24 protein-coding genes are annotated in these 23,639 nt (G+C 58.3%); 6 read left to right on the top strand and 18 right to left on the bottom strand.

Annotation, left to right across the window (positions count from 1 at the left end; genetic code table 11):
- Window positions 1–21: 21 nt before the first annotated feature.
- The 5 genes from DIT71_RS12180 to rpoE all read right to left on the bottom strand — a co-directional run bounded on the left by DIT71_RS12180 (window position 22) and on the right by rpoE (window position 4,314).
- Window positions 22–1,491, bottom strand: coding sequence for a DegQ family serine endoprotease (locus DIT71_RS12180; protein ID WP_114613710.1), 1,470 nt, complete (start codon window positions 1,489–1,491; stop codon window positions 22–24).
- 89 nt (window positions 1,492–1,580) lie between these two features.
- The gene (locus DIT71_RS12175; RefSeq protein WP_114613496.1) at window positions 1,581–2,030 is read right to left on the bottom strand and encodes a SoxR reducing system RseC family protein; all 450 of its coding nucleotides are present in this window, start codon (window positions 2,028–2,030) and stop codon (window positions 1,581–1,583) included.
- On the bottom strand, window positions 2,027–3,061 hold the full coding sequence (locus DIT71_RS12170) for a MucB/RseB C-terminal domain-containing protein (RefSeq protein WP_227538084.1): 1,035 nt from the start codon (window positions 3,059–3,061) through the stop codon (window positions 2,027–2,029). Before DIT71_RS12170 ends, DIT71_RS12175 begins: the two co-directional genes overlap by 4 nt.
- A gap of 42 nt (window positions 3,062–3,103) precedes the next feature.
- Window positions 3,104–3,682, bottom strand: coding sequence for a sigma-E factor negative regulatory protein (locus tag DIT71_RS12165; protein WP_114613495.1), 579 nt, complete (start codon window positions 3,680–3,682; stop codon window positions 3,104–3,106).
- A gap of 14 nt (window positions 3,683–3,696) precedes the next feature.
- Entirely contained in the window at window positions 3,697–4,314 is a 618-nt protein-coding gene (gene rpoE / locus DIT71_RS12160) for an RNA polymerase sigma factor RpoE (protein WP_114613494.1), read from the bottom strand.
- 199 nt (window positions 4,315–4,513) lie between these two features.
- Between rpoE and nadB the strand changes: the two genes are divergently transcribed.
- From nadB to DIT71_RS12135, 5 genes are all read left to right on the top strand, one after another.
- Entirely contained in the window at window positions 4,514–6,118 is a 1,605-nt protein-coding gene (nadB, locus tag DIT71_RS12155; RefSeq protein WP_199491007.1) for an L-aspartate oxidase, read from the top strand.
- 44 nt (window positions 6,119–6,162) lie between these two features.
- A complete protein-coding gene (locus DIT71_RS12150) occupies window positions 6,163–6,417 on the top strand; it encodes an FAD assembly factor SdhE (RefSeq protein WP_114613492.1) in 255 nt (84 codons plus the stop codon).
- A 10-nt stretch (window positions 6,418–6,427) separates the two neighbouring features.
- Window positions 6,428–6,901: a hypothetical protein gene (locus DIT71_RS12145; protein WP_144114491.1), complete on the top strand. Its 474-nt coding sequence runs from the start codon at window positions 6,428–6,430 to the stop codon at window positions 6,899–6,901.
- A 14-nt stretch (window positions 6,902–6,915) separates the two neighbouring features.
- Window positions 6,916–7,914 (top strand): CAF17-like 4Fe-4S cluster assembly/insertion protein YgfZ, encoded by a 999-nt coding sequence (ygfZ, locus tag DIT71_RS12140; protein WP_114613490.1) that lies wholly within the window; start codon window positions 6,916–6,918, stop codon window positions 7,912–7,914.
- A gap of 117 nt (window positions 7,915–8,031) precedes the next feature.
- Window positions 8,032–8,865 carry an HDOD domain-containing protein gene (locus DIT71_RS12135; RefSeq protein WP_114613489.1) on the top strand — a complete coding sequence of 278 codons (834 nt, stop codon included), beginning with the start codon at window positions 8,032–8,034 and terminating at the stop codon, window positions 8,863–8,865.
- Between the two features lie 164 nt (window positions 8,866–9,029).
- Here DIT71_RS12135 and ung read toward each other — a convergent pair whose 3' ends face one another.
- The 13 genes from ung to ffh form a co-directional block, all read right to left on the bottom strand.
- Window positions 9,030–9,776 (bottom strand): uracil-DNA glycosylase, encoded by a 747-nt coding sequence (gene ung / locus DIT71_RS12130; protein WP_114613488.1) that lies wholly within the window; start codon window positions 9,774–9,776, stop codon window positions 9,030–9,032.
- A gap of 1 nt (window position 9,777) precedes the next feature.
- Window positions 9,778–11,310 (bottom strand): lysine--tRNA ligase, encoded by a 1,533-nt coding sequence (lysS, locus tag DIT71_RS12125; RefSeq protein WP_114613487.1) that lies wholly within the window; start codon window positions 11,308–11,310, stop codon window positions 9,778–9,780.
- Window positions 11,311–11,362: 52 nt separating this feature from the next.
- Window positions 11,363–12,458 (bottom strand): peptide chain release factor 2 gene (prfB, locus tag DIT71_RS12120; protein ID WP_114613486.1). Its coding sequence is split into 2 segments (ribosomal slippage): window positions 11,363–12,385 and window positions 12,387–12,458, totalling 1,095 coding nucleotides; the frame shifts between segments, so codons are not numbered across the junction.
- A 132-nt stretch (window positions 12,459–12,590) separates the two neighbouring features.
- Entirely contained in the window at window positions 12,591–14,324 is a 1,734-nt protein-coding gene (recJ, locus tag DIT71_RS12115) for a single-stranded-DNA-specific exonuclease RecJ (protein WP_114613485.1), read from the bottom strand.
- A 5-nt stretch (window positions 14,325–14,329) separates the two neighbouring features.
- Complete coding sequence (thrC, locus tag DIT71_RS12110) at window positions 14,330–15,733, bottom strand: threonine synthase (protein ID WP_114613484.1); 1,404 nt, start codon at window positions 15,731–15,733, stop codon at window positions 14,330–14,332.
- A gap of 12 nt (window positions 15,734–15,745) precedes the next feature.
- Entirely contained in the window at window positions 15,746–17,047 is a 1,302-nt protein-coding gene (locus DIT71_RS12105; protein WP_114613483.1) for a homoserine dehydrogenase, read from the bottom strand.
- Between the two features lie 113 nt (window positions 17,048–17,160).
- Window positions 17,161–17,850 (bottom strand): DsbC family protein, encoded by a 690-nt coding sequence (locus DIT71_RS12100; RefSeq protein ID WP_406565110.1) that lies wholly within the window; start codon window positions 17,848–17,850, stop codon window positions 17,161–17,163.
- Between the two features lie 195 nt (window positions 17,851–18,045).
- Window positions 18,046–18,978 carry a site-specific tyrosine recombinase XerD gene (xerD, locus tag DIT71_RS12095; protein ID WP_199491006.1) on the bottom strand — a complete coding sequence of 311 codons (933 nt, stop codon included), beginning with the start codon at window positions 18,976–18,978 and terminating at the stop codon, window positions 18,046–18,048.
- Window positions 18,979–19,087: 109 nt separating this feature from the next.
- A complete protein-coding gene (gene rplS / locus DIT71_RS12090) occupies window positions 19,088–19,444 on the bottom strand; it encodes a 50S ribosomal protein L19 (protein WP_027831200.1) in 357 nt (118 codons plus the stop codon).
- Between the two features lie 26 nt (window positions 19,445–19,470).
- On the bottom strand, window positions 19,471–20,229 hold the full coding sequence (trmD, locus tag DIT71_RS12085) for a tRNA (guanosine(37)-N1)-methyltransferase TrmD (RefSeq protein WP_114613481.1): 759 nt from the start codon (window positions 20,227–20,229) through the stop codon (window positions 19,471–19,473).
- Window positions 20,230–20,232: 3 nt separating this feature from the next.
- Window positions 20,233–20,760 carry a ribosome maturation factor RimM gene (gene rimM / locus DIT71_RS12080; protein WP_114613480.1) on the bottom strand — a complete coding sequence of 176 codons (528 nt, stop codon included), beginning with the start codon at window positions 20,758–20,760 and terminating at the stop codon, window positions 20,233–20,235.
- A 30-nt stretch (window positions 20,761–20,790) separates the two neighbouring features.
- Complete coding sequence (gene rpsP / locus DIT71_RS12075; RefSeq protein WP_114613479.1) at window positions 20,791–21,036, bottom strand: 30S ribosomal protein S16; 246 nt, start codon at window positions 21,034–21,036, stop codon at window positions 20,791–20,793.
- A 143-nt stretch (window positions 21,037–21,179) separates the two neighbouring features.
- Window positions 21,180–22,568: a signal recognition particle protein gene (ffh, locus tag DIT71_RS12070; protein ID WP_114613478.1), complete on the bottom strand. Its 1,389-nt coding sequence runs from the start codon at window positions 22,566–22,568 to the stop codon at window positions 21,180–21,182.
- A 179-nt stretch (window positions 22,569–22,747) separates the two neighbouring features.
- Between ffh and DIT71_RS12065 the strand changes: the two genes are divergently transcribed.
- On the top strand, window positions 22,748–23,554 hold the full coding sequence (locus DIT71_RS12065; protein WP_114613477.1) for a cytochrome C assembly family protein: 807 nt from the start codon (window positions 22,748–22,750) through the stop codon (window positions 23,552–23,554).
- The last annotated feature ends 85 nt before the right edge of the window (window positions 23,555–23,639 follow it).

Genomic DNA, 23,639 nt, shown 5'->3' with positions numbered 1-23,639 from the left:
AGCTGGGCTCTGCTCCTTCTATCAGGGCTTCATGACCAGGTAAATCGCCCGTCCCTGACGCACGACCCGAACCGACACCGCACTGTCTTCCGGCAATGACGCTACCGCTTCCCGGAAGTCTTTGACAGAGCTGATGGGGCGGCGGTTAAGCTCAGTAATCACATCCTGTGGCCGGATGCCCGCCGTCATTGCGGGGCCCTGCGCAACATCGGACACCAGCACACCTTCGGAAATATCCAGCGAGCTCTTGACGTCCTCCGGCAGGGGTTCCACGGTCATCCCCAGGGGCGCGGATGATGGCCCGCCGCTACCATTATCAGGGGTGGCGGATGCTCGCTCCTGGCCTTCTTCCGGCAACTTGCCGATTTCAACGTCAAGACTGATCTGCTTGCCTTCGCGCAAAACATCCAGAGAAGCGGTTTCGCCAATGGGGGTGCGACCTACCATGGGCGGCAAATCAGAAGACAGGGTCACGTCCTCGCCTTCGTACTCAAGTACGATATCGCCGGCTTTCAAGCCTGCCTTTTCCGCTGGTGAACCTGACATAACCTCGGCAATCAGGGCACCACGCGGACGTTTCAGTCCGAAGGATTCCGCCAGGTCACGGTTCACTTCCTGGATAAGAACGCCCAACCATCCGCGGGAAACCGAGCCGTCATCCCTGAGCTGCCGGAACACATTCATGGCGTCGTCGATGGGGATGGCAAACGATACCCCCATGAAGCCACCGGAGCGGGTATAGATCTGGGAGTTAATGCCAACAACCTCCCCGTCCAGATTGAACAAGGGCCCGCCGGAATTTCCGGGGTTAATCGCCACATCGGTCTGGATGAAGGGCACATAGTTTTCAGACGGCAGCGAACGGCCAAGGGCACTGACGATGCCTGCAGTCACTGTGTAATCAAAACCAAAAGGAGAGCCGATGGCCAATACCCATTCACCCACCTGCAGGTCTTTGGAGCGCCCCACCCTGACAACAGGCAGATCGTCCCCGTTTTCAATTTTCAGCACCGCCATGTCCGAACGGGGGTCGGTTCCCACCAGCTTCGCCGGCAATTCCCGGCGATCGTTCAGGCGCACGATAATCTCGTCGGCCCCCTCCACGACATGGTTATTGGTCAACACATAGCCGTCACTGGAGACAATGAAACCAGAGCCCATGGACTGGCGCGGCGCCGAACCTCCCGGACCTCCGCCGAAAGGCGACTGGGGTCCACGAAAGAAGTCCTGAAAGAATTCCGGCAGTTGCTCGAGCTGGCGCTCGTCGAATGGAAGACCATTGGAGCGGTTTCGACCGGACTTGGGCTCGGTGGTGGTACTGATGTTGACCACCGCAGCAGAATTGTTTTCAACCAGTTCGGTGAAATCGGGCAAACTGCGAGCCGATACCGATTGCGCCAGCGTAAGAGGCAGCAACAGACACAGCAGATACAGACCAACCGTCGCCAGCCCCTTGCCGCCAAACTGGCTCGGCGTTTCACGGCCTTTCATGACTTCAAGCATTCAGAACCCCCTGATCAACAATCATTTACAGAGTATTTTGTGGTCAAAACCGGTAATTTCAATATGACGTGAAGAATTCACGCCAGGGAATCGGCATGAATCTGACTGACTTTCACCAAGCGGGGTTCGTAGCCCCTGCCAGGGTTCGAGCCAATCCGCCGGGCAACCATAAAACCCGCCGCCATTCCCACTGCGGCACCTAGCATGGCTGCTCCGTCGTGCCCCTCTGACAGCTGATGACCGGATACAGTTCCAAGTACCATCAATACCAGAGGTAACGCATACACCAGCAGGGAAGCACCAAGCAGCGCTGACTCGTCAATGGCCACGGTCACTTCATCGCCAACCCGTGCACCCAGACTGTTAGCTACCAGCACCTGGTTGGCTCGCCCACCAGACACACCGGCCAGTGCCCGCTGACCACAGCCCTGGCGCGCCGAGCAACTTTCGCAGGCACTGGTCCGGATTGTCTGGACCCATACCCGGTCGCCAGTCACCGCTACCACTCTGCCGGTTTCCGTAATCATTGTCCGATAGCCCCGAACGCCAGTCTGTCGTCGACTCTGACAGCCTCTGCAACCTTGCGCGCTGTCGTGGGAGGAATTTCACCAACCACGGTGACAAAAAAGTCCACGTCATCGACTTCAAGCTGTTTCATGTAAACAGTCGTCGCACCGATGCGGGATGCCCCCGTAGGCATCACCATCTCCCTCGCTGGCTCGACGAACACGGAAAATGCCGCCAAACCGTCGGAAAAAGCCACAGCCTGCCCTTTTCCGGAGCGGGGAGCCGCCGCCGGGATGAATCCGTCCGGCCGCCATTCCAGAGTCCAGCCGTCCATTCGCGGGGCCGGGGAAGACGTCTTTTTAGTCGCCAGCTCACGTTCGATCTCTGTACCCTCGGTACGTATCACAAATTCGCTGTCCGACAAACTGTCGGTAATTTCGAGACTGGTGAACTGGAAATGTTCAAGAACCTCACCGTCCGATGAGCTCACATTGCTTTTAACCAGCAGGCCGGTGGACTTCTCGAGCCACAATTGATGACTGTAACGAAGCTCGTCTTTGGCATTGAGCGCGAGCTTGACCACCTCGTAACCCGCTATTCGATCGTCACCGGCAACTTCCGACTTATACCACCGGCTAACCGGCATCAGCTGACTTGAAAACGCTTCGGCAAAAGGGCCTGAGGGAATCACCTGGTCGAGCTGGATGCGCCCGTGGTCCGGAAGCACACAAATCACGCGCATACCCTTGCGGACAATTTCACCATTGGCGCCATCCTGGGGAACAAGGCGCTCCTCAACAACACCGTTCTGGTAGCGGTGGGCGATCTGCATGGAGCTGACCTGGTTTCCACGGGCGTAGACAAACACGCCCCGGTAGGAGGTCATGTTGAGAGCCGGACCCAAACGGTCGAGCCAGTATTCCGCGTCCTTACTGGCAGTGTCAGAAAAAGCCTGCCCGGCCAGAAAAAAGGCCAGAACCGAGAGCAGGGCCAGCATGGGCCTGCCCGGGATCAGGGACCGTGCCGGGGTTCGGGTTACTATTTTGCGCATCAACTATCAGACTCCGACCGTGTTCAGGATAACATCGTGGCCCTAGTAACCCGGCCCGGATGCACTTACCAGCCGAGCGTAGCCTACCGAGCCCCGGCCTGCGCCGACACTGTTGTGCTGGGCATGTTCGAGAAGATAACGGCTTACCTGCTCCCATTGCTCGTCATCCAGACCCTGCAGAGCGACCTCCCGTACCGGCTCACCCTCACTGGCCGAGTTCCGGCTCTCGGACTGATCGGCGGGAACGCCAGCATTGGCAATCGTGGTGGAATCCTCTACGGAATCCCAACCAGCACCTGCGCCGAAACCCACGACCAGTGCCAGTGTCACCATGGCCACCGCAGGCCAGTGCCAGCTCCGCTCCCTGCCAGCCCGGTGCGACGCCACCGAACCCGGTGCCTGCTGCGGGCCACCGTCCAGTGCATCCCTGACACCGGCACTGACGTCAACCCGGTCATCGGCCAGGTTTCCCTGATGCATCAGGTCACGGACCTGCTGCCAACGCTGCCACTGGGAACGAACCTCATCCTGATGAGCGTGCGACAATAGTCTGCGGACAGACAGTTCGTCCGCCTCGTCATCCATCATTGCCGACAGGGTTTCTTTGAGACGATCATCCATGGGATGCAACCTCACTATGTTCGGGAATCGTTTAATAATGGGCCAAGGTGACGATCCACCGCATCTCGTGCCCTGAAAATCCGCGACCTGACCGTGCCAATCGGGCACTCGAGAATTCCGGCGATATCTTCGTAACTCAGCCCGTCGTATTCCCTCAGCAGAAACGCTGACCGGAGTTCTTCCGGCAGATTGCCTATGGCCACTCCGAGAGCCTCCTGCAACTGGTCCCGCTGCAGCAGTTTTTCCGGTGACGCATTATCTCTGAGCCTTGAACCATCCTCGAAATTCTCAGCATCAACAGCGTCGGCACTCCCCTGCGGACGGCGACCACGGGACTCGAGAAAATTCTTGGCCGTATTCACCGCAATCCGGTACAGCCAGGTGTAAAAAGCACTGTCACCCCGAAAGCGATCTATCGCGCGATAGGCCTTGACGAAGGTTTCCTGGGTCAGGTCCATCACTTCCTGACTGTCGTACACATAACGACTGATGATCGACGCTACCCGCGACTGGTATTTGACCACCAGAAGGTCAAAGGCAGGCCTGTCACCATGACGGACCTTCCTCACCAACTGGAGGTCCGTCTGGCTTTCACTGTTTTCTTCCTTGTGTCGTTCTGTATCCGCAGTCATGGACGGAGTACCGGGGTTTCCATAGTGAGCGACCATTCGGCCAGCTTGCCTGTGTTTCGGTGGAATCATGCTACTGCCCAGCGTCCGATTAGGCTATGGTGCGCCCGCTTCAGTGGGTACACCCCGTCAAGCCAAATAGACAGCGGGCACAAAGTTTAGTTCAATACACTTCCACATTATGGCCTGCGATAACAACCCGATGCCACAATCCTACGAATTCGATGTCTTGATAATCGGCAGCGGCGCAGCCGGTCTGACCGTTGCCCTCAATCTGCCTGAACACCTGCAAGTCGCGGTCGTCAGCAAGGCTGACATCAGCAGTGGTGCAACCCTCTGGGCTCAGGGCGGCATTGCGGCAGTGCTGGACGACGACGACTCCCTGGAGAACCATATCAGCGACACCCTCAGTGCCGGGGGTGGTCTCTGCCACGAGGATGCCGTGCGATTCACCGTGGAACACGGCCGCGAGAGCATCGACTGGCTGATTGACAGCGGCGTCACTTTCACCCGCGATGACGAGTCGCACTATCATCTGACACGGGAGGGCGGACACAGCCACCGGCGCATCATCCACGCCGCCGATGCCACTGGTCATGCAGTCTCCACAACGCTGACCTCCCAGGCCCAGGCACGCTCCAACATCTCACTGATGTCCGGCAGAGTTGCGGTTGACCTGATCACCAACCGCAAGTTGTCGCTGCCGGGCAACGCCTGTGTAGGTGCCTATATCCTCAACCTGGAAGACAACCACGTCGAGCTGTTCCGGGCACGCTTCACCATTATTGCGACCGGTGGTGCCAGCAAGGCTTACCGCTACACCACCAACCCCGATGGCGCCTCGGGAGACGGCATCGCCATGGCCTGGCGGGCAGGCTGCCGGGTAGGCAACATGGAGTTCAATCAGTTCCACCCCACCTGCCTGTACCACCCGCACGCCAAGTCATTCCTCATCACCGAGGCGGTGCGGGGAGAAGGGGGGACCCTGCTGCTTCCGGACGGCACCCGTTTCATGGACAGGTTCGATGAGCGCGGGGAGCTGGCCCCCAGGGACATCGTGGCACGCGCCATAGACCACGAAATGAAGCGTTTGGGGGCCGATCATCTGTACCTGGATATCAGCCACAAACCGGCCGACTTCGTCAGGCATCATTTCCCGACCATTTATGAAAAGTGCCTGACTTTTGGCATAGATATAACCAGAGAGCCGATTCCCGTGGTGCCCGCGGCTCACTACACCTGTGGCGGCATAGTCAGTGACGAACGGGCGCGCACCGACATCAACCAGCTCTACGTTGTCGGCGAAGCGGCGTTTACCGGCCTGCACGGCGCCAATCGCATGGCCAGTAACTCGCTGCTGGAGTGTCTGGTCTATGGCCGCGCCGCCGCCGCGGATATCGCGCGGCGGGAATCGGATATCCCGGCCCCGCCACACGCACCCGACTGGGACGAGAGCCAGGTGCGGGATTCCGACGAGGACGTGGTAATCTCCCACAACTGGGACGAGCTGCGGCATTTCATGTGGGACTATGTGGGTATTGTCCGCACCACCAAACGTCTGCAGCGGGCCAAACACCGTATTGATCTTCTGGAGCGGGAAATCGGCGAGTTCTACAGCAATTACCGGGTGTCCAATGATCTGCTGGAATTGCGGAACCTGGTTACCGTTGCCGACCTGATCATCTGTTCGGCCCTGCAACGCCGGGAAAGTCGTGGCCTGCATTACACCCTGGATTATCCGGGACTGCTTCACGAAGCAAAAGATACCGTACTGGTTCCGACAACCTATAGACGAGCCGCTCCCTGACCGGAGCGGCTCACACTGATCCCACTGGGCAACTGAGAGTATTCATGTCTGATAACACCGAGTTTAACCGCCTGTGGTGGCACAGCCGCCGCGGCATGCTGGAGCTGGACGTATTGCTGATCCCGTTCCTGGAAGAGGCTTACCGGGATTTGCCAGCAGAGGACCAGGCCCGCTACGAGAAACTGATCACCTGCGAAGACAGCGACATGTTCGAGTGGTTCATGCAACGCAGCCGCCCGGAAGACCCGGATCTGCAGCGCATCGTCGATATCATGCTCAAACGTGTCCAGCCGGATTGATCTTCAGGTTTTGCCATCGCATCCGGTGGCGTTCCTGTGTGCCCTGCCCTGGCTTTTGCTGGCAGCGCTGGGGGCAATTCTCGCCAGTGGTCATGGTCTGGCTTTAACGCTGGTGACCACAGTCCCAGTGATCGGCGCCATCTTTCAATATCGCCGGACCGGTTTGCTGTCAGGCGCGAATTCAGTGACCGGTTTGCGTATTGAGAACCAGCGTCTTTACGTTCGCCTCGGTTGCGATGCGCAGATTGCGGTCAGCCCCTGCGATGAAAGCCGGATGGGCGCCAGCTTCGCAATCTTGAAACTGCGGCGTATCGGCTCCATATCCGGAACATATCCCGTTGTGCTGGTTGCGCTCACGCCCTGGCTCTCCAACACGTCACCGGAAGCATTCCGCCAGTTGCGGGTCTGGCTTCGCCTGGGGCCATCTTCCGGTGCCACCAGGGTCGCCGACCAGCAACCACCCAATGTTCAGAAAACCCACTGATTCTGGAGCGCTTCATGTCAGACACCGAAAATCCAGCTGCCAGCGACCCGCTGCCCTGCCCTTCCCGCGTTGCTGTTTCTGACCGCGTTATCGTCAGAATAGCCGGCCCGGGAACCGACAGGTTCCTGCAGGGTCAGTTCAGCCAGCAGATTGATGATGTCACCTCGGGCCACGCTCCAAGGGCGGCAGCGTGCACGCCGAAAGGACGCGCCTATTGCCTGACCAGACTGGTCAGGGATGGCGAGGACGTGCTGATGGAGCTGCCGACAGAACTGGCGGATGACACCGTTAGCCAGCTACGCAAATACCTGATGCTTTTCCGCGGCACTTCCATGGAAGTGGAAACCGGGGCCCGCATTGTTGGGCTGCTCGGGGAGTCCGCCATCAAACAATGGCTGCCGGACGCAGCCGACAGACTGGCGGATTCAGGAGACGCTGTGGTCATCCAGGGAGGCCACCTGGTGCGCACGATGGACACCGCCGAAGGAATGGCCCGCTATGAGCTGTGGCAGACCGGAGCACTTGACGAGCCTGTCAAACAGGCACTGGATGACATTCCCGAGGCGACCCTGACCGACTGGCGCGCCTCCGAAATCGCCGCAGGCGTGGCGTCACTTACCCCGGCCACCAGGGAAGGCTTTGTCCCGCAAATGCTGAACTGGCAGCACCTGGGCGGCATACACTTCAAAAAGGGATGCTATACCGGGCAGGAGGTGATCGCCCGTATGCATTTTCTGGGGCAACTGAAGAAAAGTCTGTTCCGGTTCTCCTGCGCCCAGACTGATCACCTGCCTGCCCCCGGAGAGGCCGTCATGAACGAGGATCGTTCTGTGGGCACGGTCATCAACTCTGTCCGTTTTTCCGATGGCACCGGCGAGCTTCTGGCCGTGGTGCGCCACGATGCCGCAGAGGCCAGCCTTGCACCCCAGAGTGCGCCAGCCGCGACCCTTTCTCCGCGCCCCCTGCCCTATCCGGTTTCTGAACGTGAACAGTCGGGGCCGTCTGATACATAAGTTGACAGGAAGAACCCGGAAAATTTGCTATAAAGTACCTAATATATCTGAAAATTTTGGCCTTCCCGGATTCTTCTGCTGGCCAGGTAACCCTCAACAGGCGGACCACAGCTGATTATGTCGAACATTGTTGAAACCATAAAAACCGATCTCACCGATGCCATTGATAACGACAAACTTGTACTCCCGACGCTTCCGGAAGTAGCGTTACAGGTTCGGGAAATTGCGGAAAACGAAGATTCCGCGATTATGGATCTGGTCAAGGTCATCAGCAATGACACAGCGCTTTCTGCGAGGATCATCCGTGTCTGCAACAGCCCTCTGTTCCGTGGCAGTCGCGCCATTGAAAACCTGAACATGGCGGTCAGCCGCCTTGGCATGGCCTATACCAGCAATCTGGCCATGGGCCTGGCCATGGAACAGATGTTTCAGGCAACATCCGACATGATCGACAAGCGTCTCCGGGCCACCTGGCAGAAGAGCACCGAGGTAGCGGGTGTGTGTCATGTGCTGGCGCAGCACTACACCAGGCTGAAGCCCGATCAGGCGACTCTGGCAGGGTTGGTGCATCTGATCGGGGTACTGCCGATTCTGCGCTATGTGGAGGATCGTGATATCCAGATCAGCGGTATCATGCTGGACAATGTGATTGAGGAAATCCACCCGCGCATTGGTTCGATGATTCTGCAGAAATGGGATTTCCCGAAGGAGTTGCAGAATGTGCCTCTGGAATATGCCAACTTGCATCGTGAGGTACCGGCTGCGGATTATGCGGACCTGGTGTTGGTAGCGAATCTGCAGTTGATCGCGGGTACGGATCATCCCTGGACGGAGGTGGACTGGAAGACGATTTCCGCGTTTGATCGGCTGGGATTGGATCCGGAGGTGGATATGAGCGAGGAAGAGGATCTGAATGCGCAGATGGAAGCGGCTATGGCGCTTCTTAAATAGTCCGGGGCTGGCCAGGGGGCCTGAAAAACTGGGGGCTGGCCGGAGGCGGGGGTATTTTTCTTCGGGAAAAGAACTCGCTGCGCTCAGACACCTTTTCCTGTCAGAGAAAATACCCCCGCCTCCGGCCGATCAGACTCTATTGCGGGCCGCCCTTCGCGGTCCTTTTAAGAGCTGGACTGACTTTTCCCGTATTGTTCCAGCAACTCTGATTTGCTTGGCAAGGACCAATCGACGGTGGGTAGACCGTTTTGCTGTAACCACTCGTTGGCCCGGGAAAAGTGCTTGCAGCCGAAGAAGCCGCGGTAGGCGCTTAGCGGGGACGGGTGCGGGCCGTCCAGTACCAGGTGTTTGCTGCGGTCGATGTGTTGTCCTTTCTTTTTCGCGTAACTGCCCCAGAGCAGAAACACCACGCCCTGCCGTTCCCGGTTGATGGTTTCGATAACACGATCAGTGAAGATTTCCCACCCTTTGCCCTGGTGGGCGCCGGCCTGGCCCTGGACGACGGTGAGGACACTGTTGAGCAGTAGTACGCCCTGGTCGGCCCAGGGTTGAAGGCAGCCGTGATCCGAGGGCTGGATGCCTAGGTCGCTCTGGATCTCCTTGAAGATGTTGACCAATGACGGTGGCGTGGCCACGTGGGGGCGCACGGAAAAGCACAGTCCGTGAGCCTGGCCGGGGCCGTGGTAGGGGTCCTGGCCGAGGATGACGACGCGGACCTGGCTCAGCGGGGTGCTGTTCAGGGCGTTGAAGCACAGGTGGCTGGGGGGAAACAGGGTTTTTCCCGCCCGTTCCTCCGCCGCCAGAAAGTCAGCCAGCTGTTGCATGTACGGCTGCCTGAATTCGTTGCCGAGATGCTCCGACCAGCCGCGGTTGGGCTTGAGCTGGTTTGCCAGTACTTCCACCGGCTGCATGTCAGCCCTCGTCTTTCTTTGCTTCCGCCTTGTGTTCCGGGCGCATGGCCGGGAACAGAATGACGTCGCGAATAGAGGCAGAGTCGGTCAGCAGCATGGCCAGGCGGTCGATGCCTATGCCTTCGCCAGCGGTTGGCGGCAGGCCGTATTCCAGTGCCATGATGTAGTCTTCATCGTAGAACATGGCTTCGTCGTCACCGGCATCTTTTTCCGCCACCTGGTCCTGAAAGCGTTCGGCCTGGTCTTCGGCATCGTTGAGCTCGGAGAAGCCGTTGGCGATTTCGCGGCCGCCGACGAAGAGTTCAAAGCGCTCAGTAACAAAGGGGTCATTGTCCTTGCAGCGGGCGAGCGGCGACACTTCTTTTGGATAATCGGTAATAAACGTCGGCTGCATCAGGCGGTGCTCGGCGGTCGCCTCGAAAATCTCGATCTGGACCTTGCCAAGCCCCCAGCCGTTCTTGATATAGATGCCAAGATCCTTTGCCAGTTGCCGGGCACCGGCTTCATCAGCCAGCTGTTCGCTCTTCATGTCGGGGTTGTGACGCAGAATAGCTTCCACCACTGTCAGCCGCTCGAACGGCTTGCCGAAGTCGTATTCAATGGTTTCTTCCTCACCGCTCGCCAGGGTGCGTGTATTCACCACCGTGGTGGTGCCCAGCACCTTCTGGGTGATGGTGCGCAGCATGTCTTCAGTCAGATCCATCAGGTCATTGTGGTCTGCGTAGGCCTGATAGAACTCCACCATGGTGAATTCCGGATTATGTCGGGTGGACAGCCCCTCATTGCGGAAGTTGCGGTTAATCTCGAACACCCGCTCAAAGCCGCCCACTACCAGGCGTTTGAGGAACAGCTCCGGCGCAATGCGCAGGTACATATCGATGCCCAGGGCGTTGTGATGGGTCACGAACGGTCGCGCCGTGGCACCACCCGGGATCACCTGCAGCATCGGGGTTTCCACTTCCATGAAATCCCGGTCTGTAAAGTACTGGCGCATGACACTGATGATCTTCGAGCGCGCATAGAACACCCGGCGGCTGTCCTCGTTCACCATCAGGTCAACGTAACGGTGACGGTAACGGGCCTCGGTATCGGTCAGGCCCTTGTGCTTCTCCGGCAGCGGCCGCAATGACTTGGTGAGTAGAGTGTACTCGTCCATGCTCACATACAGGTCGCCCTTTCCGGACTTGCACAGAACACCACGCACACCCACGATGTCGCCCAGATCCCAGTGCTTGGTGTCTTTCTGGACCTCCTTGGAGGCATAAATCTGGATGCGGCCGGTCATGTCCTGAACCACTTTGAACGCCTTACGATCCAGCATCATCCGGCCGGCAATGGCCACCACGATACCCATTTCCGCCAGCTCTTCCTTGCTCTTGTCGCCATATTTCGCCTGTAGCTCTGCAGCGGTGGCGTCGCGACGGAAGTTATTGGGAAAGGCGTTGCCTTGCTCGCGCATCTCGGCCAGCTTGGCGCGGCGCTCGGCAATCAGCTTGTTGTCCTCTGGCTGTGCATTCTGGGTGTGATCTGTCATGTTGGCTCACAAAAATCGGGAATTGTCCGGGTTAGCTTGGTTACGGCGCTGATTACAGCGCCATCTTCAGGCTGGCTTCGATAAACTTGTCGATATCGCCATCCAGCACCGCCTGGGTATTGCTGGTTTCCACCTTGGTACGAAGATCCTTGATCCGACCATCGTCCAGCACGTATGAGCGAATCTGGCTGCCCCAGCCAATGTCGGCCTTGGCGTCTTCCGCCCTCTGTTTCTCGGCGTTACGCTCCTGCATCTCGCGCTCGAACAGCTTGGCCTTGAGCTGCTTCATGGCCTGGTCTTTGTTCTGGTGCTGGCTTCGGCCAGCCTGACAGGCCACAACAATACCGGTCGGGTTGTGGGTCAGACGCACCGCGGACTCGGTCCGGTTAACGTGCTGACCCCCGGCGCCGGAGGCCCGGTACACGTCCACCCGCAAATCAGACGGGTCAATTTCGATCACGAAACTGTCATCCACTTCCGGGGATACGAAGACCGACGAGAACGAGGTGTGGCGGCGATTGCCGGAATCAAACGGGGATTTTCGCACCAGCCGGTGAACACCGGTTTCCGTGCGCAGCCAGCCGAACGCATAATCGCCCTGGACGTGAACGGTGGCACTCTTGATGCCTGCCACGTCGCCGTCCTGCAACTCGACGATCTCCGCCTTGAACCCGCGATGTTCGGCCCAGCGCAGATACATGCGCAGCAGCATGTTGGCCCAGTCCTGAGCCTCGGTGCCCCCGGAGCCGGCCTGAATCTCAAGGTAAGCGTTATTGGCGTCCATCTCGCCGGAGAACATGCGGCGGAACTCGAGTTTCTCGAGTTCTTTGTCGAGGCTTTCCAGGTCGGCTTCAATCTCTGCAACCGTACCCTCGTCCTCTTCCTCAGCCGCAATTTCCAGCAGGCCATCGGCGTCGTCCAGGCCAGTGGTGAGGTTGTCGATGGTACGTACAATCAACTCAAGATCAGACCGTTCTTTACCCAACGCCTGGGCCCGCTCGGGGTCTTCCCACACCGAGGGCACTTCCAGCTCGCGCTCTACTTCGGTCAGTCTCTCACTACGCTGATCGTAGTCAAAGATACCCCCTGAGCGCTTCAGTGCGCTCACGAAGGTCTTTTATCTTCGTAACAATGGGATTGATTTCCATGAAATCCTTACTCACTCTCGGAAAATGGATGCGATCAAAAATCAGACGCGAGATTCTACCGGAAATCTGTTTTTAAATCAGCCGGTGGGTTTTTTCTTAGGTTTGATCGGCATAGGGGTGGGGCTCTCCGAACTAGGCCAGAGGCTCCAGATAATCCACCAGAAGCTGTAGATTGGTACGCCCACGAAAGGTATTGGCATCCGGCTTGTACACCACCCGCGCTCCAGTCCGGGTATAGTCGGGCACTTCCGGACCAGTGTTGAAGGCGATGCCGTCGATGATGGCGCCGCCCTCTTCCGGCTGTAGAACCAGTTTCAGGTGGTTCTCGCCAACAATACGCTGACTGACCACGCGGAAGTTGCCGTCGAACAGCGGCTCCGGGAAATGCTGCCCCCAGGGGCCGGCGCGTTTCAGCAGCGTGGCAGTATCCAGATGGAGTTCGTCCGCGCTCAGGGGGCCATCGGTGGTGATGGCAGCTTCCAGATCTTCGACCCGCAGGGTATCTCGTACGGCCCTGTCGAAGGCCTCGCTGAAGGCGTCCAGGTCGCTGCGGGACAGGGTCATGCCGGCGGCCATGGCATGGCCACCGTATTTCTTCATCATGCCCGGATGGCGGGCGTCGACCACTGCAAGCACGTCCCGGATATGCAGGCCCGGAATAGAGCGGGCGGAGCCCTTGATATCCTCGCCATTGTCGTCCGGAGCAAAGGCAATGGTCGGGCGGTGAGTCTGCTCGCGAATGCGGGCGGCCAGTATACCAATCACGCCCTGGTGCCAGTCGGTGTCGAACAGGGCCAGCCCCCAGGGCAGGCCCTCAACATCCAGCGACATGGACGCCAGCAGGTCCTGGGCCTGGGTTTTCATGTCTTTTTCTATGGTGCGCCGTTCGCGATTGAAGCTGTCGAGCTCACAAGCCAGGCGCTGGGCCTCGTCGCGGCTGTCGGCCAGCAGACAGGAAATACCCACGCTCATATCGTCCAGGCGACCGGCCGCATTGAGTCGCGGGCCAACCACGAAACCGAGATCGGTGGAGCTGATCTCACTGTGGTCGCGGCCCGCCACCTCCAACAATGCCAGAATACCCGGGCGGGCTTCACCCTGACGGATGCGGCGCAGACCCTGTTCCACAAAAATGCGGTTGTTGTGGTCCAGCGGCACCACGTCCGCCACGGTACCCAGGGCGACCAGATCCAGCAGGCTGCCAAGATTCGGCTGCGGATCCGGCAGCAGGCCCTGCTCTCGCAGATGCTTTCGCAAGGCCGTCAGCACATAGAACATGACACCCACACCCGCCGCATTCTTGCTCAGAAACGGACAGCCGGGCTGGTTGGGATTCACGATGGCGTCAGCGTCAGGCAGGACTTCCCCGGCCAGATGGTGATCGGTCACCACCACCTTTATGCCCAGATCCCGGGCAACACGCACGCCCTCGACCGCTGAAATACCGTTGTCCACCGTAACCAGCAGATCAGGCAGTAAACCCTCCTCCTGAAGCCGGTGGATGATTCCCGGCGTCAGTCCGTAGCCATCGGAAAACCGGCTGGGCACCCGGAAATCGATGTCGTTAAGTCCCAGCATACCCAGCCCCAGCATGGCGACTGCCGTGCTGGTGGCGCCATCGGCGTCGAAGTCCCCCAGGATCATTACCCGCTGCTGTTTGGTGATCCCCTCTGTCAGCAACTCCACGGCGCGGGCGATTCCCCGCAGATCCATGGGAGAAGCCAGATGCTTCAGGGTATAAGTCAACTCTTCATCGCAAGTTACACCACGAGCGGCATAGAGGCGGCGCAGAAGTGGGGGCAGGTTATGTCCCCAGTCCGACGTATTATCGGAACCGGGGCGGCGCAGAATTTTTTTTGGTGTCATACCGGTCAGGTATTCTTCCAGTGCTTCGCGATAAAGTCCTGCACTGCAGGCAGGTCGTTATCCAGCACGGTGTATTGTTCTTCCCGCTCGAACAGGTCCGCCATGTGCAGCGGTAGCGAGGGCTCGGCCTTGACCCCGGAACGCAGCACCGCATCCGGGAACTTGGCCGGATGAGCAGTACCCAGGGTAATCATGGGAATGGCCAAATCCCGACGACAGTTTCGGGCCGCCCGGACACCAATGGCAGTGTGCGGATCCAGCAGGTATTCGTTCTGCTCGAAGATTTCACGAATAGTGTCGGTGGTGTCCTCGTCGCCCACCGCATCGCTGTCGAACAGCTTGCGGGCATTTTTCCAGCGGTATTCCTCGATACTCACCGGCCCCCTGGAGGCGTTTTCCAAAAGCTCTTTGACAGCGATTCCATCACGCCCGTGCAGATCAAACAGCAGCCGCTCGAAGTTACTGGACACCATGATGTCCATACTCGGCGACAGGGTATGCTCCAGCTGCAGCTGCTCGTAACGGTTGCCGCTCATGAATCGGTGCAGGATGTCGTTACGGTTGGTGGCAATGACCAGTTGGGAGATGGGCAACCCCATTTTCCTGGCCAGGTAACCGGCAAAGATATCGCCGAAATTACCGGTTGGCACTGAAAATGCCATGCTGCGGTCGGGCCCACCAAGGGCCAGGGATGCGTGAAAATAATAGACAATCTGGGCCATGATCCGGGCCCAGTTGATGGAATTCACTGCGGCAAGCTGGGTTTTTCCGCCCAGGAAAGACTGATCACCGAAACTCGATTTTACCATGCGCTGACAGTCATCAAAGTTGCCACGCACCGCGATATTGTGGATGTTGTCACCCTTCACGGTGGTCATCTGGCGGCGCTGCACTTCGGAAACACGCTCGTGGGGATGCAGGATAAAGATGTCGACGTGCTTGCAGCGACGACAACCTTCGATGGCTGCGGAACCGGTATCGCCGGACGTTGCCCCCATGATCACCACGTGCTGCTGACGCTTCTCCAGCACGTAATCGAGCAGACGCCCCAGCAGTTGCAAGGCAAAATCCTTGAAGGCCAGGGTGGGGCCACGGAACAGTTCCATGACCCACTCGTTGGTGTCCAACTGAACCAGTGGCGCAACCGCCTTGTGGGTGAACACATCACCGTAGGTCTCATCCAGCATTCTGCGGAAATCTTCCGCAGGAATGGCATCGTCCACGAACGGATGCATTACCTTGAAGGCCAGCTCGCTGTAGGAAAGCCCACGCCAACTGCGGATTTCTTCAAGGCTGAAATGAGGCAGGGATTCCGGGACATAGAGGCCACCGTCGGTGGCCAGGCCTGTCAGCAGGACATCTTCAAAGCCCAGGGCGGGAGCTTTGCCCCGTGTACTGATGTATCTCACCTTGCGTTCCTGTCAGTTAAAGTTTTCGGCACGAATGCGAACGACCTTGCCATCGATGTCGCTGAGGGCTTCCAGTTCTTCAATGGCGCGGTTGATCTGGCGCTCCTGAACCGTGTGGGTCAGAATGATCACCGGAATACGGCCGTCTTTCAGCTCGGATTCCTTCTGCATGATGGACTCGATGTTGATGCCGTGTTCGCTGAGCGTGGACGCTACTTTCGCCAGCACACCGGGGCGATCCAGCGCCTGGATACGCAGATAATAGGCTGACTGGACATCTTCCATGGACAGCACCGGAAGATCCTCCATGGCCGCCGGCTCAAAACCGAGGTAAGGCACACGCTGGTTGCTTTCAGCAGCGACGGAGCGGGCCGCATCGATAATATCGGCAATCACCGCGGAGGCAGTGGCCTCGTCACCAGCCCCCGGGCCGTAATACATGGTCTGGCCGACCGCATCGCCATCCACCAGCACCGCGTTCAGTACGCCGTCGACCTGGGCAATCAGGTGACTGCGGGGAACCAGTGTCGGATGAACGCGCAGTTCGATGCCCTCATCGCGCCGCCGGGCAATACCCAGATGCTTGATGCGATACCCCAAAACTTCGGCATGGGCGATGTCGTAGGGAGTAATCTCGGAAATCCCTTCGGTATAGGCTTTTTCGAACTGGAGCGGCACGCCAAACCCGGCCGAGGCCAGAATGGTCAGCTTGTGGGCGGCGTCGATGCCCTCCACGTCAAAGGTGGGATCGGCCTCTGCATAACCCAGATCCTGGGCTTCTTTGAGCACCTCCGCAAATTCGCGGCCCGCGCGCATTTCGGTCAGGATGTAGTTACCCGTGCCGTTGATGATGCCGGCGATCCAGTCGACCCGGTTGGCCGCCATGCCCTCACGAACCGCCTTGATAACGGGAATCCCGCCGGCGACACCCGCCTCGTAGGAAACAATCACGTTTTCCTTGGCGGCGGCTTCGAAGATCTCATTGCCATGGACCGCTATCAGGGCCTTGTTGGCGGTCACCACGTGCTTGCCATTCTTGATGGCTGCCAACACCAGTTCCCGCGCAGTATCGTAGCCACCAATCAGTTCCACCACAATATCCACAGACGGATCATTCACCACATCGAACACGTCGGTGCTGAACGGGATATCACCCAGATCAATATCCTTGCGGGGGGTGCGTGTCGCCACCCTGGCAATCCGGATATTGAAACCTGTCCGGCCCTTGATCAGGCCAGCGTTTCGGGTCAGTACGTTGAACGTACCACCACCGACCGTTCCCAGTCCGCAGATTCCGACATTAACGTCTTTCAAGCTTTCACCTCTGTTCCCGATGGGTTGCTGTGGGGAGCGACAGTATAACGGTTAACGTGCGCCCGAATAAGCCCTGACCGATACAACAGGCAGAGCGTCAGACCGGTAGACTATCAGAGCAGCCCCAGGCCTTCAGCCAGTTTTTCTGCCGGCACGTAACCAGGCACGATGTTACCGTCATCCAGCACAATCGCCGGGGTACCTGTCACACCGATCCGGCCGCCCAGCTGAAACTGCTCCGCGACCGGATTTTCACAGCTCCGCTCCTGCACACTGCGTCCCTGCTTGGCGGCATCCATGGCTGCCTGCTGGTCATCGGCACACCAGACAGAAATGTATTTACGGAATGAAGGCGTGTTGGGCCCGGAGCGGGGAAAACCATAATAATGAACGGTAATACCCATTTCATTGAGCTGTGGCACTTCGTCGTGCATTTTGCGGCAGTAGGGACAGTCAATATCGGTAAACACGGCAATCGAGGCTTTTTCCGGCCCCTTGGCCGCATAACTGATCACCCCTCTGTCACCAAACTCGTCCATTGTCCTGGCCCTTTGTGTCGCCCTTCTCTGCTCGGAGACGTTGGCGATGCCATTGTCGGTCACTTTCAGGAGATCTCCGGTGAGGATGTACTGGCCATCAGCGGTGGTAAAAATGGTGTCACCGTTATTACTGTAGACCTCGTACAGGCCCTCAGCTTCCGACTTGCGGATCTCCGAGATTTTGAGACCCGGAACGGCTGCCGTCAGTTTTTCAGCAATCGTATCCTCGATCTCACCCGCTTGCAGGGTTGATGTTGCGGCCATGGCCAGGGCAACGGTGGCAAACAGCAGGCAGTACTTGAACAGGCTCTTGGTCAACATATCGGTTTCCGGTTTCCTGGGCTCAGAGGGAGTTCAGTTATCAGGGCAACGGGTTTCCCGCCGCGTTGATGCGACACTGCCCGCAACAGAAAGTTCAGTGTAACAAGGCCTATCGCTGCCGCCTAACCAGACGGGGCACTAGCCCCGTGGATGATGGGACTGGTGCAGTGACTGCAAGCGTTGGCGCGCTACATGGGTATATATCTGTGTAGTGGACAGATCGGAATGGCCCAGCAGCATCTGCACGACCCTCAAGTCGGCACCATTATTCAGCAAATGGGTCGCAAAGGCATGGCGCAGGGTGTGGGGTGACAGATGCTTGTGGATTCCCGCCCGGGCAGCGTAGTGTTTGATCCGATGCCAGAAGGTCTGCCGGGTCATCGCGGCGGGTCGGTTTCCGGGAAACAGCGCATCACAGGGTCGCCCCTTGAGAAGCTCGCCCCGCCCTTCCTTCATATACCGCAGCAGCCAGTCGATGGCTTCTTCACCCAGGGGAACCAGACGCTCCTTGTTACCCTTGCCGATAATCCTGACCACACCCTGACGCAGATTAACTTCATCAACACTCAGCTCTACCAATTCCGAGACTCGCAAACCACAACCATACAGAATCTCCATCATGGCCTTGTCGCGAAGCTCAATGGGAACCCCGGGGTCGGGTTCCGCCAGCAGATTATCCACATCTTCCTCGGACAGGGAATCCGGCAGCCTCCTGGGGAGCCTCGGACTGTCGATGCGTAGCGTCGGGTCTTCGGAAATCACCCCCTCACGCAGAAGATAGCGATAGAAGCGGCGCAGACCTGAGAGGCGGCGGGCGGCCGTGGAGGTCTTGAAGCCGTCCGCCAATCCGCGGGATATCCATGCCAGTAAATCGGTGCGCCGCACCTCTGTCAGCAAGGGTTTACCCGGCTGCTCCCGCAACCAGGCCGCCAGGCGCTCAAGGTCGCTGCGGTAGGCTTGACGGGTATTTTCGCCCAATCCGTCCTCAAGCCAAACGGCATCGGTAAACCGCAGGATGACACCCTCGTCATGGGGTCGCAATTCGGCCCGCGTTGTGGTTTTCCGGCTCATGACAGCTTACCCGAGGCGGACCGCGCCGACGCAGGTCCGGCGAATGCACACGAAAAAGGCAGCCAGTGGCTGCCTTTTCGACGAACTGTAATCAGCAAACCGCTGCTGCTCAGCCCAGCTTTTCCTTGATGCGAGCCGCCTTGCCAGACAGGTCGCGGAGGTAGTAAAGCTTGGCCTGACGAACGTCGCCGCGACGCTTCACGCTGATGCTGTCGATCAGCTTCGAGAAGGTCTGGAAGGTACGCTCGACACCAACACCGTAGGAAATTTTGCGTACGGTGAAGGAAGAGTTCATGCCACGGTTGCGCTTGCCGATAACCACGCCTTCGAACGCCTGCAGACGCTCACGGTTGCCTTCGGTTACACGGACCTGGATAACCACGGTATCACCCGGCGCAAAGGCAGGGATTTCCTTGGTCATCTGCTCTGATTCAATCTGACTGATGATGTTGTTCTTACCGCTCATCGTTAGTGCTCCTGATACCCAATCTTTTAATGCCCTGATGATTCAGAGGCACCCGGTTCGTTTAAAATCTCTTCCAGCAGCTCACGCTCTTCGTCCGTAAAAACCCGCTTTTCCAGCAGGTCGGGGCGTCGCTCCCGGGTTCGCCTCAACGACTGCTTCAGTCGCCAACGCCGGATCTGATCATGGTGACCGCCCAATAAAATATCCGGCACCGCCTGACCTTCGTAGACCTCGGGCCGGGTGTAGTGCGGACAATCCAGCAAACCGTCAGCAAAGGAGTCCTGCTCTGCCGACTGCGCATGACCCAGCGCTCCGGGGATGAGGCGTGCAACCGCATCAATAACAGCCATAGCCGCGAGTTCGCCACCGGACAGCACAAAGTCTCCCAATGAAACTTCCCGATCGACTTCCGCCGAAATCAGGCGCTCGTCGACACCCTCGTATCGTCCGGCGATCAGGATGAGGCTGTCCTCTGCCGCCAGCGACTCGACTACTCCCTGATTCATCGGCTCCCCCTGCGGAGAGAGATAAACCACGCAGGCCTTTCCGGGTGCCGATTCTTTAGCCATCTGAACCGCATCCCGCAGTGGCTGAATTTTCATCAGCATGCCGGGGCCGCCGCCGTAGGGCCGATCGTCAACCGTGCGATGACGATCATGGGTAAATTCCCGAGGATTCCAGACCCTGAAGGTCAGCAGACCCTCACGAACCGCTCTGCCGGTAATCCCGTAATCTGTCACCGCAGCAAACATCTCGGGAAACAGACTGACTGCGCCAATCCACACCCGTCAGAACTCCGGATCCCAGTCTACTACCAGGCGCGAGCTGGCCAGGTCCACGCTCCGCACCACTTGGTCCGGGCGATAGGGAATCAGCCGCTCGCGCTGGTCAATGGAGGCGTCGGTCGCCCTCACCACCAGGACATCGTTGGAGCCTGTCTCTATCAGATGGTGCACTTTGCCCAGGCACTCATCTTCAACCGTGAATACGTCCAGCCCTTCCAGCTGATGCCAGTAGTACTCCCCTTCAGGAAGCTCCGGCAACTCTTCGGTAGACACTATAACGTCGGCACCACAGTAGCTGCGCGCCACTTCACGATCATCAATACCTTTCAGCCTGACGACGATCCCCTGGCCTTGCCGGCGACCTTCCTCAAGCTTTGCAGGAATACGCTTACCATCGTGGACCAGCGTCCAGTCACGGTAATTCAGTATGCCTTCTTTGGGGTCGGTAAAAGAGAAAACCTTGAGCCACCCTTTAACCCCAAACACCGAGGTAATCTGACCGATCACAGTTTCCTGCGAATGCTGAGCCATATTCGAACCCCGGACGTTAAACGTTATTGCTTACTGTGCCGCAGCGCCTTTCAGCAGCTGAGCGACGCGCTCGCTGGTCTGTGCGCCCTGGCCCAGCCAATGATCAATGCGATCGCGATCAATACGCAGGCGCTCTTCCTGGCCGCGGGCGACCGGGTTGAAGAAACCGACGCGCTCGATAAAACGACCGTCGCGGGATTTGCGGCTGTCTGTCACTGTCAGATGGTAGAACGGGCGCTTCTTGGAGCCACCACGAGCCAAACGGATAATTACCATTTCGACCAATATCCTGTTCTGTTGAACGAACTTTGTACGATTCACACCCGCCAAACCAAGGCCGGCGCGAAGACCCATACTCGAAAGGGGCGCTATTCTATGCTAAATGAACGCCAAAGAAAACAGGGAATACATCCCGGTTTCTACATACGCCCACGGGGCGGCATTCCGCCACCTCCTCCGCCCGGCGGCATCATACCGCCAAGACCGCGCATCATGTTAGCCATTCCGCCTTTCTTGCCGAATTTCTTCATCATTTTCTGCATTTGCTTGTGCTGCTTCAACAGCCGGTTGATATCCTGGATCTGGGTACCGGAACCGCTCGCAATGCGGCGTTTGCGGGAGTTGTTGATCACATCCGGGTAACGGCGCTCTTTCGGGGTCATCGAGCAGATGATGGCCTCCATCTGACCCATGGACTTGTCGTTCACCTGCTGCTGGGCCATCTGCGCCATCTGCCCCATACCCGGCAGCTTGTCCATCAGGCCCCCGATGCCACCCATACTTTTCATCTGCTGCAACTGGTCGCGGAAGTCCTCAAGGTCAAAGCTCTTGCCTTTCTTGATCTTCTTGGTCAGCTTCTGGGCTTTTTCCTGATCAATCTTGCGCTCGGCTTCCTCGATCAGGGAAAGCACATCCCCCATTCCCAGAATCCGTGACGCCACCCGGTCGGGATGGAAGGGCTCCAGGGCATCGGACTTCTCCCCCACACCCAGGAACTTGATCGGTTTGCCGGTAATGTGCCGCACTGACAGCGCAGCGCCACCACGTGCGTCACCATCGGTCTTGGTGAGAACCACACCGGTCAGCGGCAGTGCATCGTTGAACGCCTTGGCGGTGTTGGCAGCGTCCTGACCCGTCATGGCATCCACCACGAACAAGGTTTCAACCGGGTTCACCGCCTTGTGCAGGCGACCAATCTCACCCATCATCTGTTCGTCAACGTGCAGACGTCCCGCGGTATCGAGAATAACCACATCAATGTGTTTCTTGCGGGCGGCGTCCATCGCTCCGTTGGCAATATCAACAGGGTCCTGGTCCGCGGAGCTGGGGAAGAACTCTACCCCGACTTCCCCGGCCAGGGTCTCCAGCTGACGTATCGCCGCAGGACGATATACGTCGGCACTCACCACCATCACCGATTTCTTGTGCCGCTCTTTCAGGAATCGGGAGAGTTTGGCAACGGTGGTGGTCTTACCCGCACCCTGCAAACCCGCCATCATGATCACCGCCGGCGGCGCTACCGCCAGATTGAGGGACTCGTTGCCGTCCCCCATCACGCGCTCCAGCTCCTGCTGGACCACTTTCACGAATACCTGCCCCGGGCTCAGGCTGCGCTGAACTTCCTGGCCAATGGCCCGCTGACGTACGCCCTCTATAAACGCCTTGACCACTGGCAGGGCAACGTCCGCCTCCAAAAGCGCCATGCGAACTTCGCGCAGCGTTTCCTTTATATTGTCATCGGTCAGCCGCGCCTGACCTGATATCTTGCGCAGACTGCCGGAGAGTCGGTCCTGGAGGTTTTCAAACATGTTGCTCTTCCGTACCCGAATTAATGGAGTGCATGAATCACGGGAACCCGATCAGGTTCCTTGATTCCTGTTGCATAATCGCGACATTATAACCAGACTATCGCCCTGAAACGACCAGCCCGGTCAAATCGGCGTCAAACCCCGCCGACCCCCAGACAGAGAGTGGTTAAAAGGAAGTCATGGGAACGCTGATTCTCGCGGTCACCTCGTTATTACTATACAGCATCGGCACTGCTCTGCAGGCGCTCAGCTTCAGAGGCCGGGTGCATACCAATATTGCAATTACCACCCTCATCGGCATGCTGGCACTGACCGCCCACGGTCTTCTGATCGCCGAGACAGTTCACCGGGAAGGCGGGTTCAATTTCGGATTCTTCCAGAGCTCGGTGCTGATTTCCTGGCTGATTGTCTTCCTGTTGCTCGGCCTCAACCTTCGCAAGCCGGTCCAGAGCCTCTTCCTTGGCGTTTATCCCATTGCAGCCCTGACCATCGTCATGGGACTGATCACCCACTCATCCTCCCGCCTGGTCCCCGAATACAGCTACGGCATGCTCTCCCATATTGCGCTGTCGGTTACAGCCTACAGCCTGTTCACCCTCGCGGCCATACAAGCGGCGTTGCTGTACCTGCAGAACCGCCAGTTAAAACACAACTACAACAGCATACTGATCAGAAACCTGCCGCCTTTGCAGACCATGGAATCCCTGCTGTTTGAAATGGTCTGGGCGGGGGTAGTGATGCTGGTGCTGGCCATTGTTACCGGCGCCGTCTTTATCGACGATATCTTTGCCCAGGACCTGGCTCACAAAACCGTGTTCTCGCTGCTGTCTCTGGTTGTCTTCCTGGCATTGCTGACAGGGCGCTATACCCGTGGATGGCGTGGCATCACAGCCAGCCGATGGACGCTGGCGGGCTGCGCCCTGCTGATGGTGGCCTTCTATGGCAGCAAGTTTGCCCTTGAGATGGTATTTCATCGAGGCGGCTGAACCGACCTCCATTCGTGGGGCCAGTACTTGACACCCCGAACCCCGACCGCCTATTTTCGCTACTTGTCAGCCACATAAGGATACC

The organism is Marinobacter vulgaris, assembly GCF_003344045.1.
Taxonomy (GTDB): domain Bacteria; phylum Pseudomonadota; class Gammaproteobacteria; order Pseudomonadales; family Oleiphilaceae; genus Marinobacter; species Marinobacter vulgaris.
The sequence above is the reverse complement of the archived record's forward strand: the minus strand, read 5'-3'. Positions and strand labels throughout refer to the sequence as shown.

What these genes read in the sequence shown, in the direction of transcription:
- ygfZ (WP_114613490.1), top strand. Translation starts at nt 6,916, where the DNA reads ATGTCAGACACCGAAAATCCAGCTGCCAGCGACCCGCTGCCCTGCCCT.
- DIT71_RS12150 (WP_114613492.1), top strand. Translation starts at nt 6,163, where the DNA reads ATGTCTGATAACACCGAGTTTAACCGCCTGTGGTGGCACAGCCGCCGC.
- xerD (WP_199491006.1), bottom strand. Translation starts at nt 18,978, where the DNA reads ATGAGCCGGAAAACCACAACGCGGGCCGAATTGCGACCCCATGACGAG.
- ffh (WP_114613478.1), bottom strand. Translation starts at nt 22,568, where the DNA reads ATGTTTGAAAACCTCCAGGACCGACTCTCCGGCAGTCTGCGCAAGATA.
- rplS (WP_027831200.1), bottom strand. Translation starts at nt 19,444, where the DNA reads ATGAGCGGTAAGAACAACATCATCAGTCAGATTGAATCAGAGCAGATG.
- DIT71_RS12065 (WP_114613477.1), top strand. Translation starts at nt 22,748, where the DNA reads ATGGGAACGCTGATTCTCGCGGTCACCTCGTTATTACTATACAGCATC.
- DIT71_RS12170 (WP_227538084.1), bottom strand. Translation starts at nt 3,061, where the DNA reads ATGCGCAAAATAGTAACCCGAACCCCGGCACGGTCCCTGATCCCGGGC.
- DIT71_RS12180 (WP_114613710.1), bottom strand. Translation starts at nt 1,491, where the DNA reads ATGAAAGGCCGTGAAACGCCGAGCCAGTTTGGCGGCAAGGGGCTGGCG.
- DIT71_RS12100 (WP_406565110.1), bottom strand. Translation starts at nt 17,850, where the DNA reads ATGGCCGCAACATCAACCCTGCAAGCGGGTGAGATCGAGGATACGATT.
- nadB (WP_199491007.1), top strand. Translation starts at nt 4,514, where the DNA reads ATGCCACAATCCTACGAATTCGATGTCTTGATAATCGGCAGCGGCGCA.
- DIT71_RS12135 (WP_114613489.1), top strand. Translation starts at nt 8,032, where the DNA reads ATGTCGAACATTGTTGAAACCATAAAAACCGATCTCACCGATGCCATT.
- DIT71_RS12175 (WP_114613496.1), bottom strand. Translation starts at nt 2,030, where the DNA reads ATGATTACGGAAACCGGCAGAGTGGTAGCGGTGACTGGCGACCGGGTA.
- DIT71_RS12165 (WP_114613495.1), bottom strand. Translation starts at nt 3,682, where the DNA reads ATGGATGATCGTCTCAAAGAAACCCTGTCGGCAATGATGGATGACGAG.
- ung (WP_114613488.1), bottom strand. Translation starts at nt 9,776, where the DNA reads ATGCAGCCGGTGGAAGTACTGGCAAACCAGCTCAAGCCCAACCGCGGC.
- rpsP (WP_114613479.1), bottom strand. Translation starts at nt 21,036, where the DNA reads ATGGTAATTATCCGTTTGGCTCGTGGTGGCTCCAAGAAGCGCCCGTTC.
- recJ (WP_114613485.1), bottom strand. Translation starts at nt 14,324, where the DNA reads ATGACACCAAAAAAAATTCTGCGCCGCCCCGGTTCCGATAATACGTCG.
- rpoE (WP_114613494.1), bottom strand. Translation starts at nt 4,314, where the DNA reads ATGACTGCGGATACAGAACGACACAAGGAAGAAAACAGTGAAAGCCAG.
- rimM (WP_114613480.1), bottom strand. Translation starts at nt 20,760, where the DNA reads ATGGCTCAGCATTCGCAGGAAACTGTGATCGGTCAGATTACCTCGGTG.
- lysS (WP_114613487.1), bottom strand. Translation starts at nt 11,310, where the DNA reads ATGACAGATCACACCCAGAATGCACAGCCAGAGGACAACAAGCTGATT.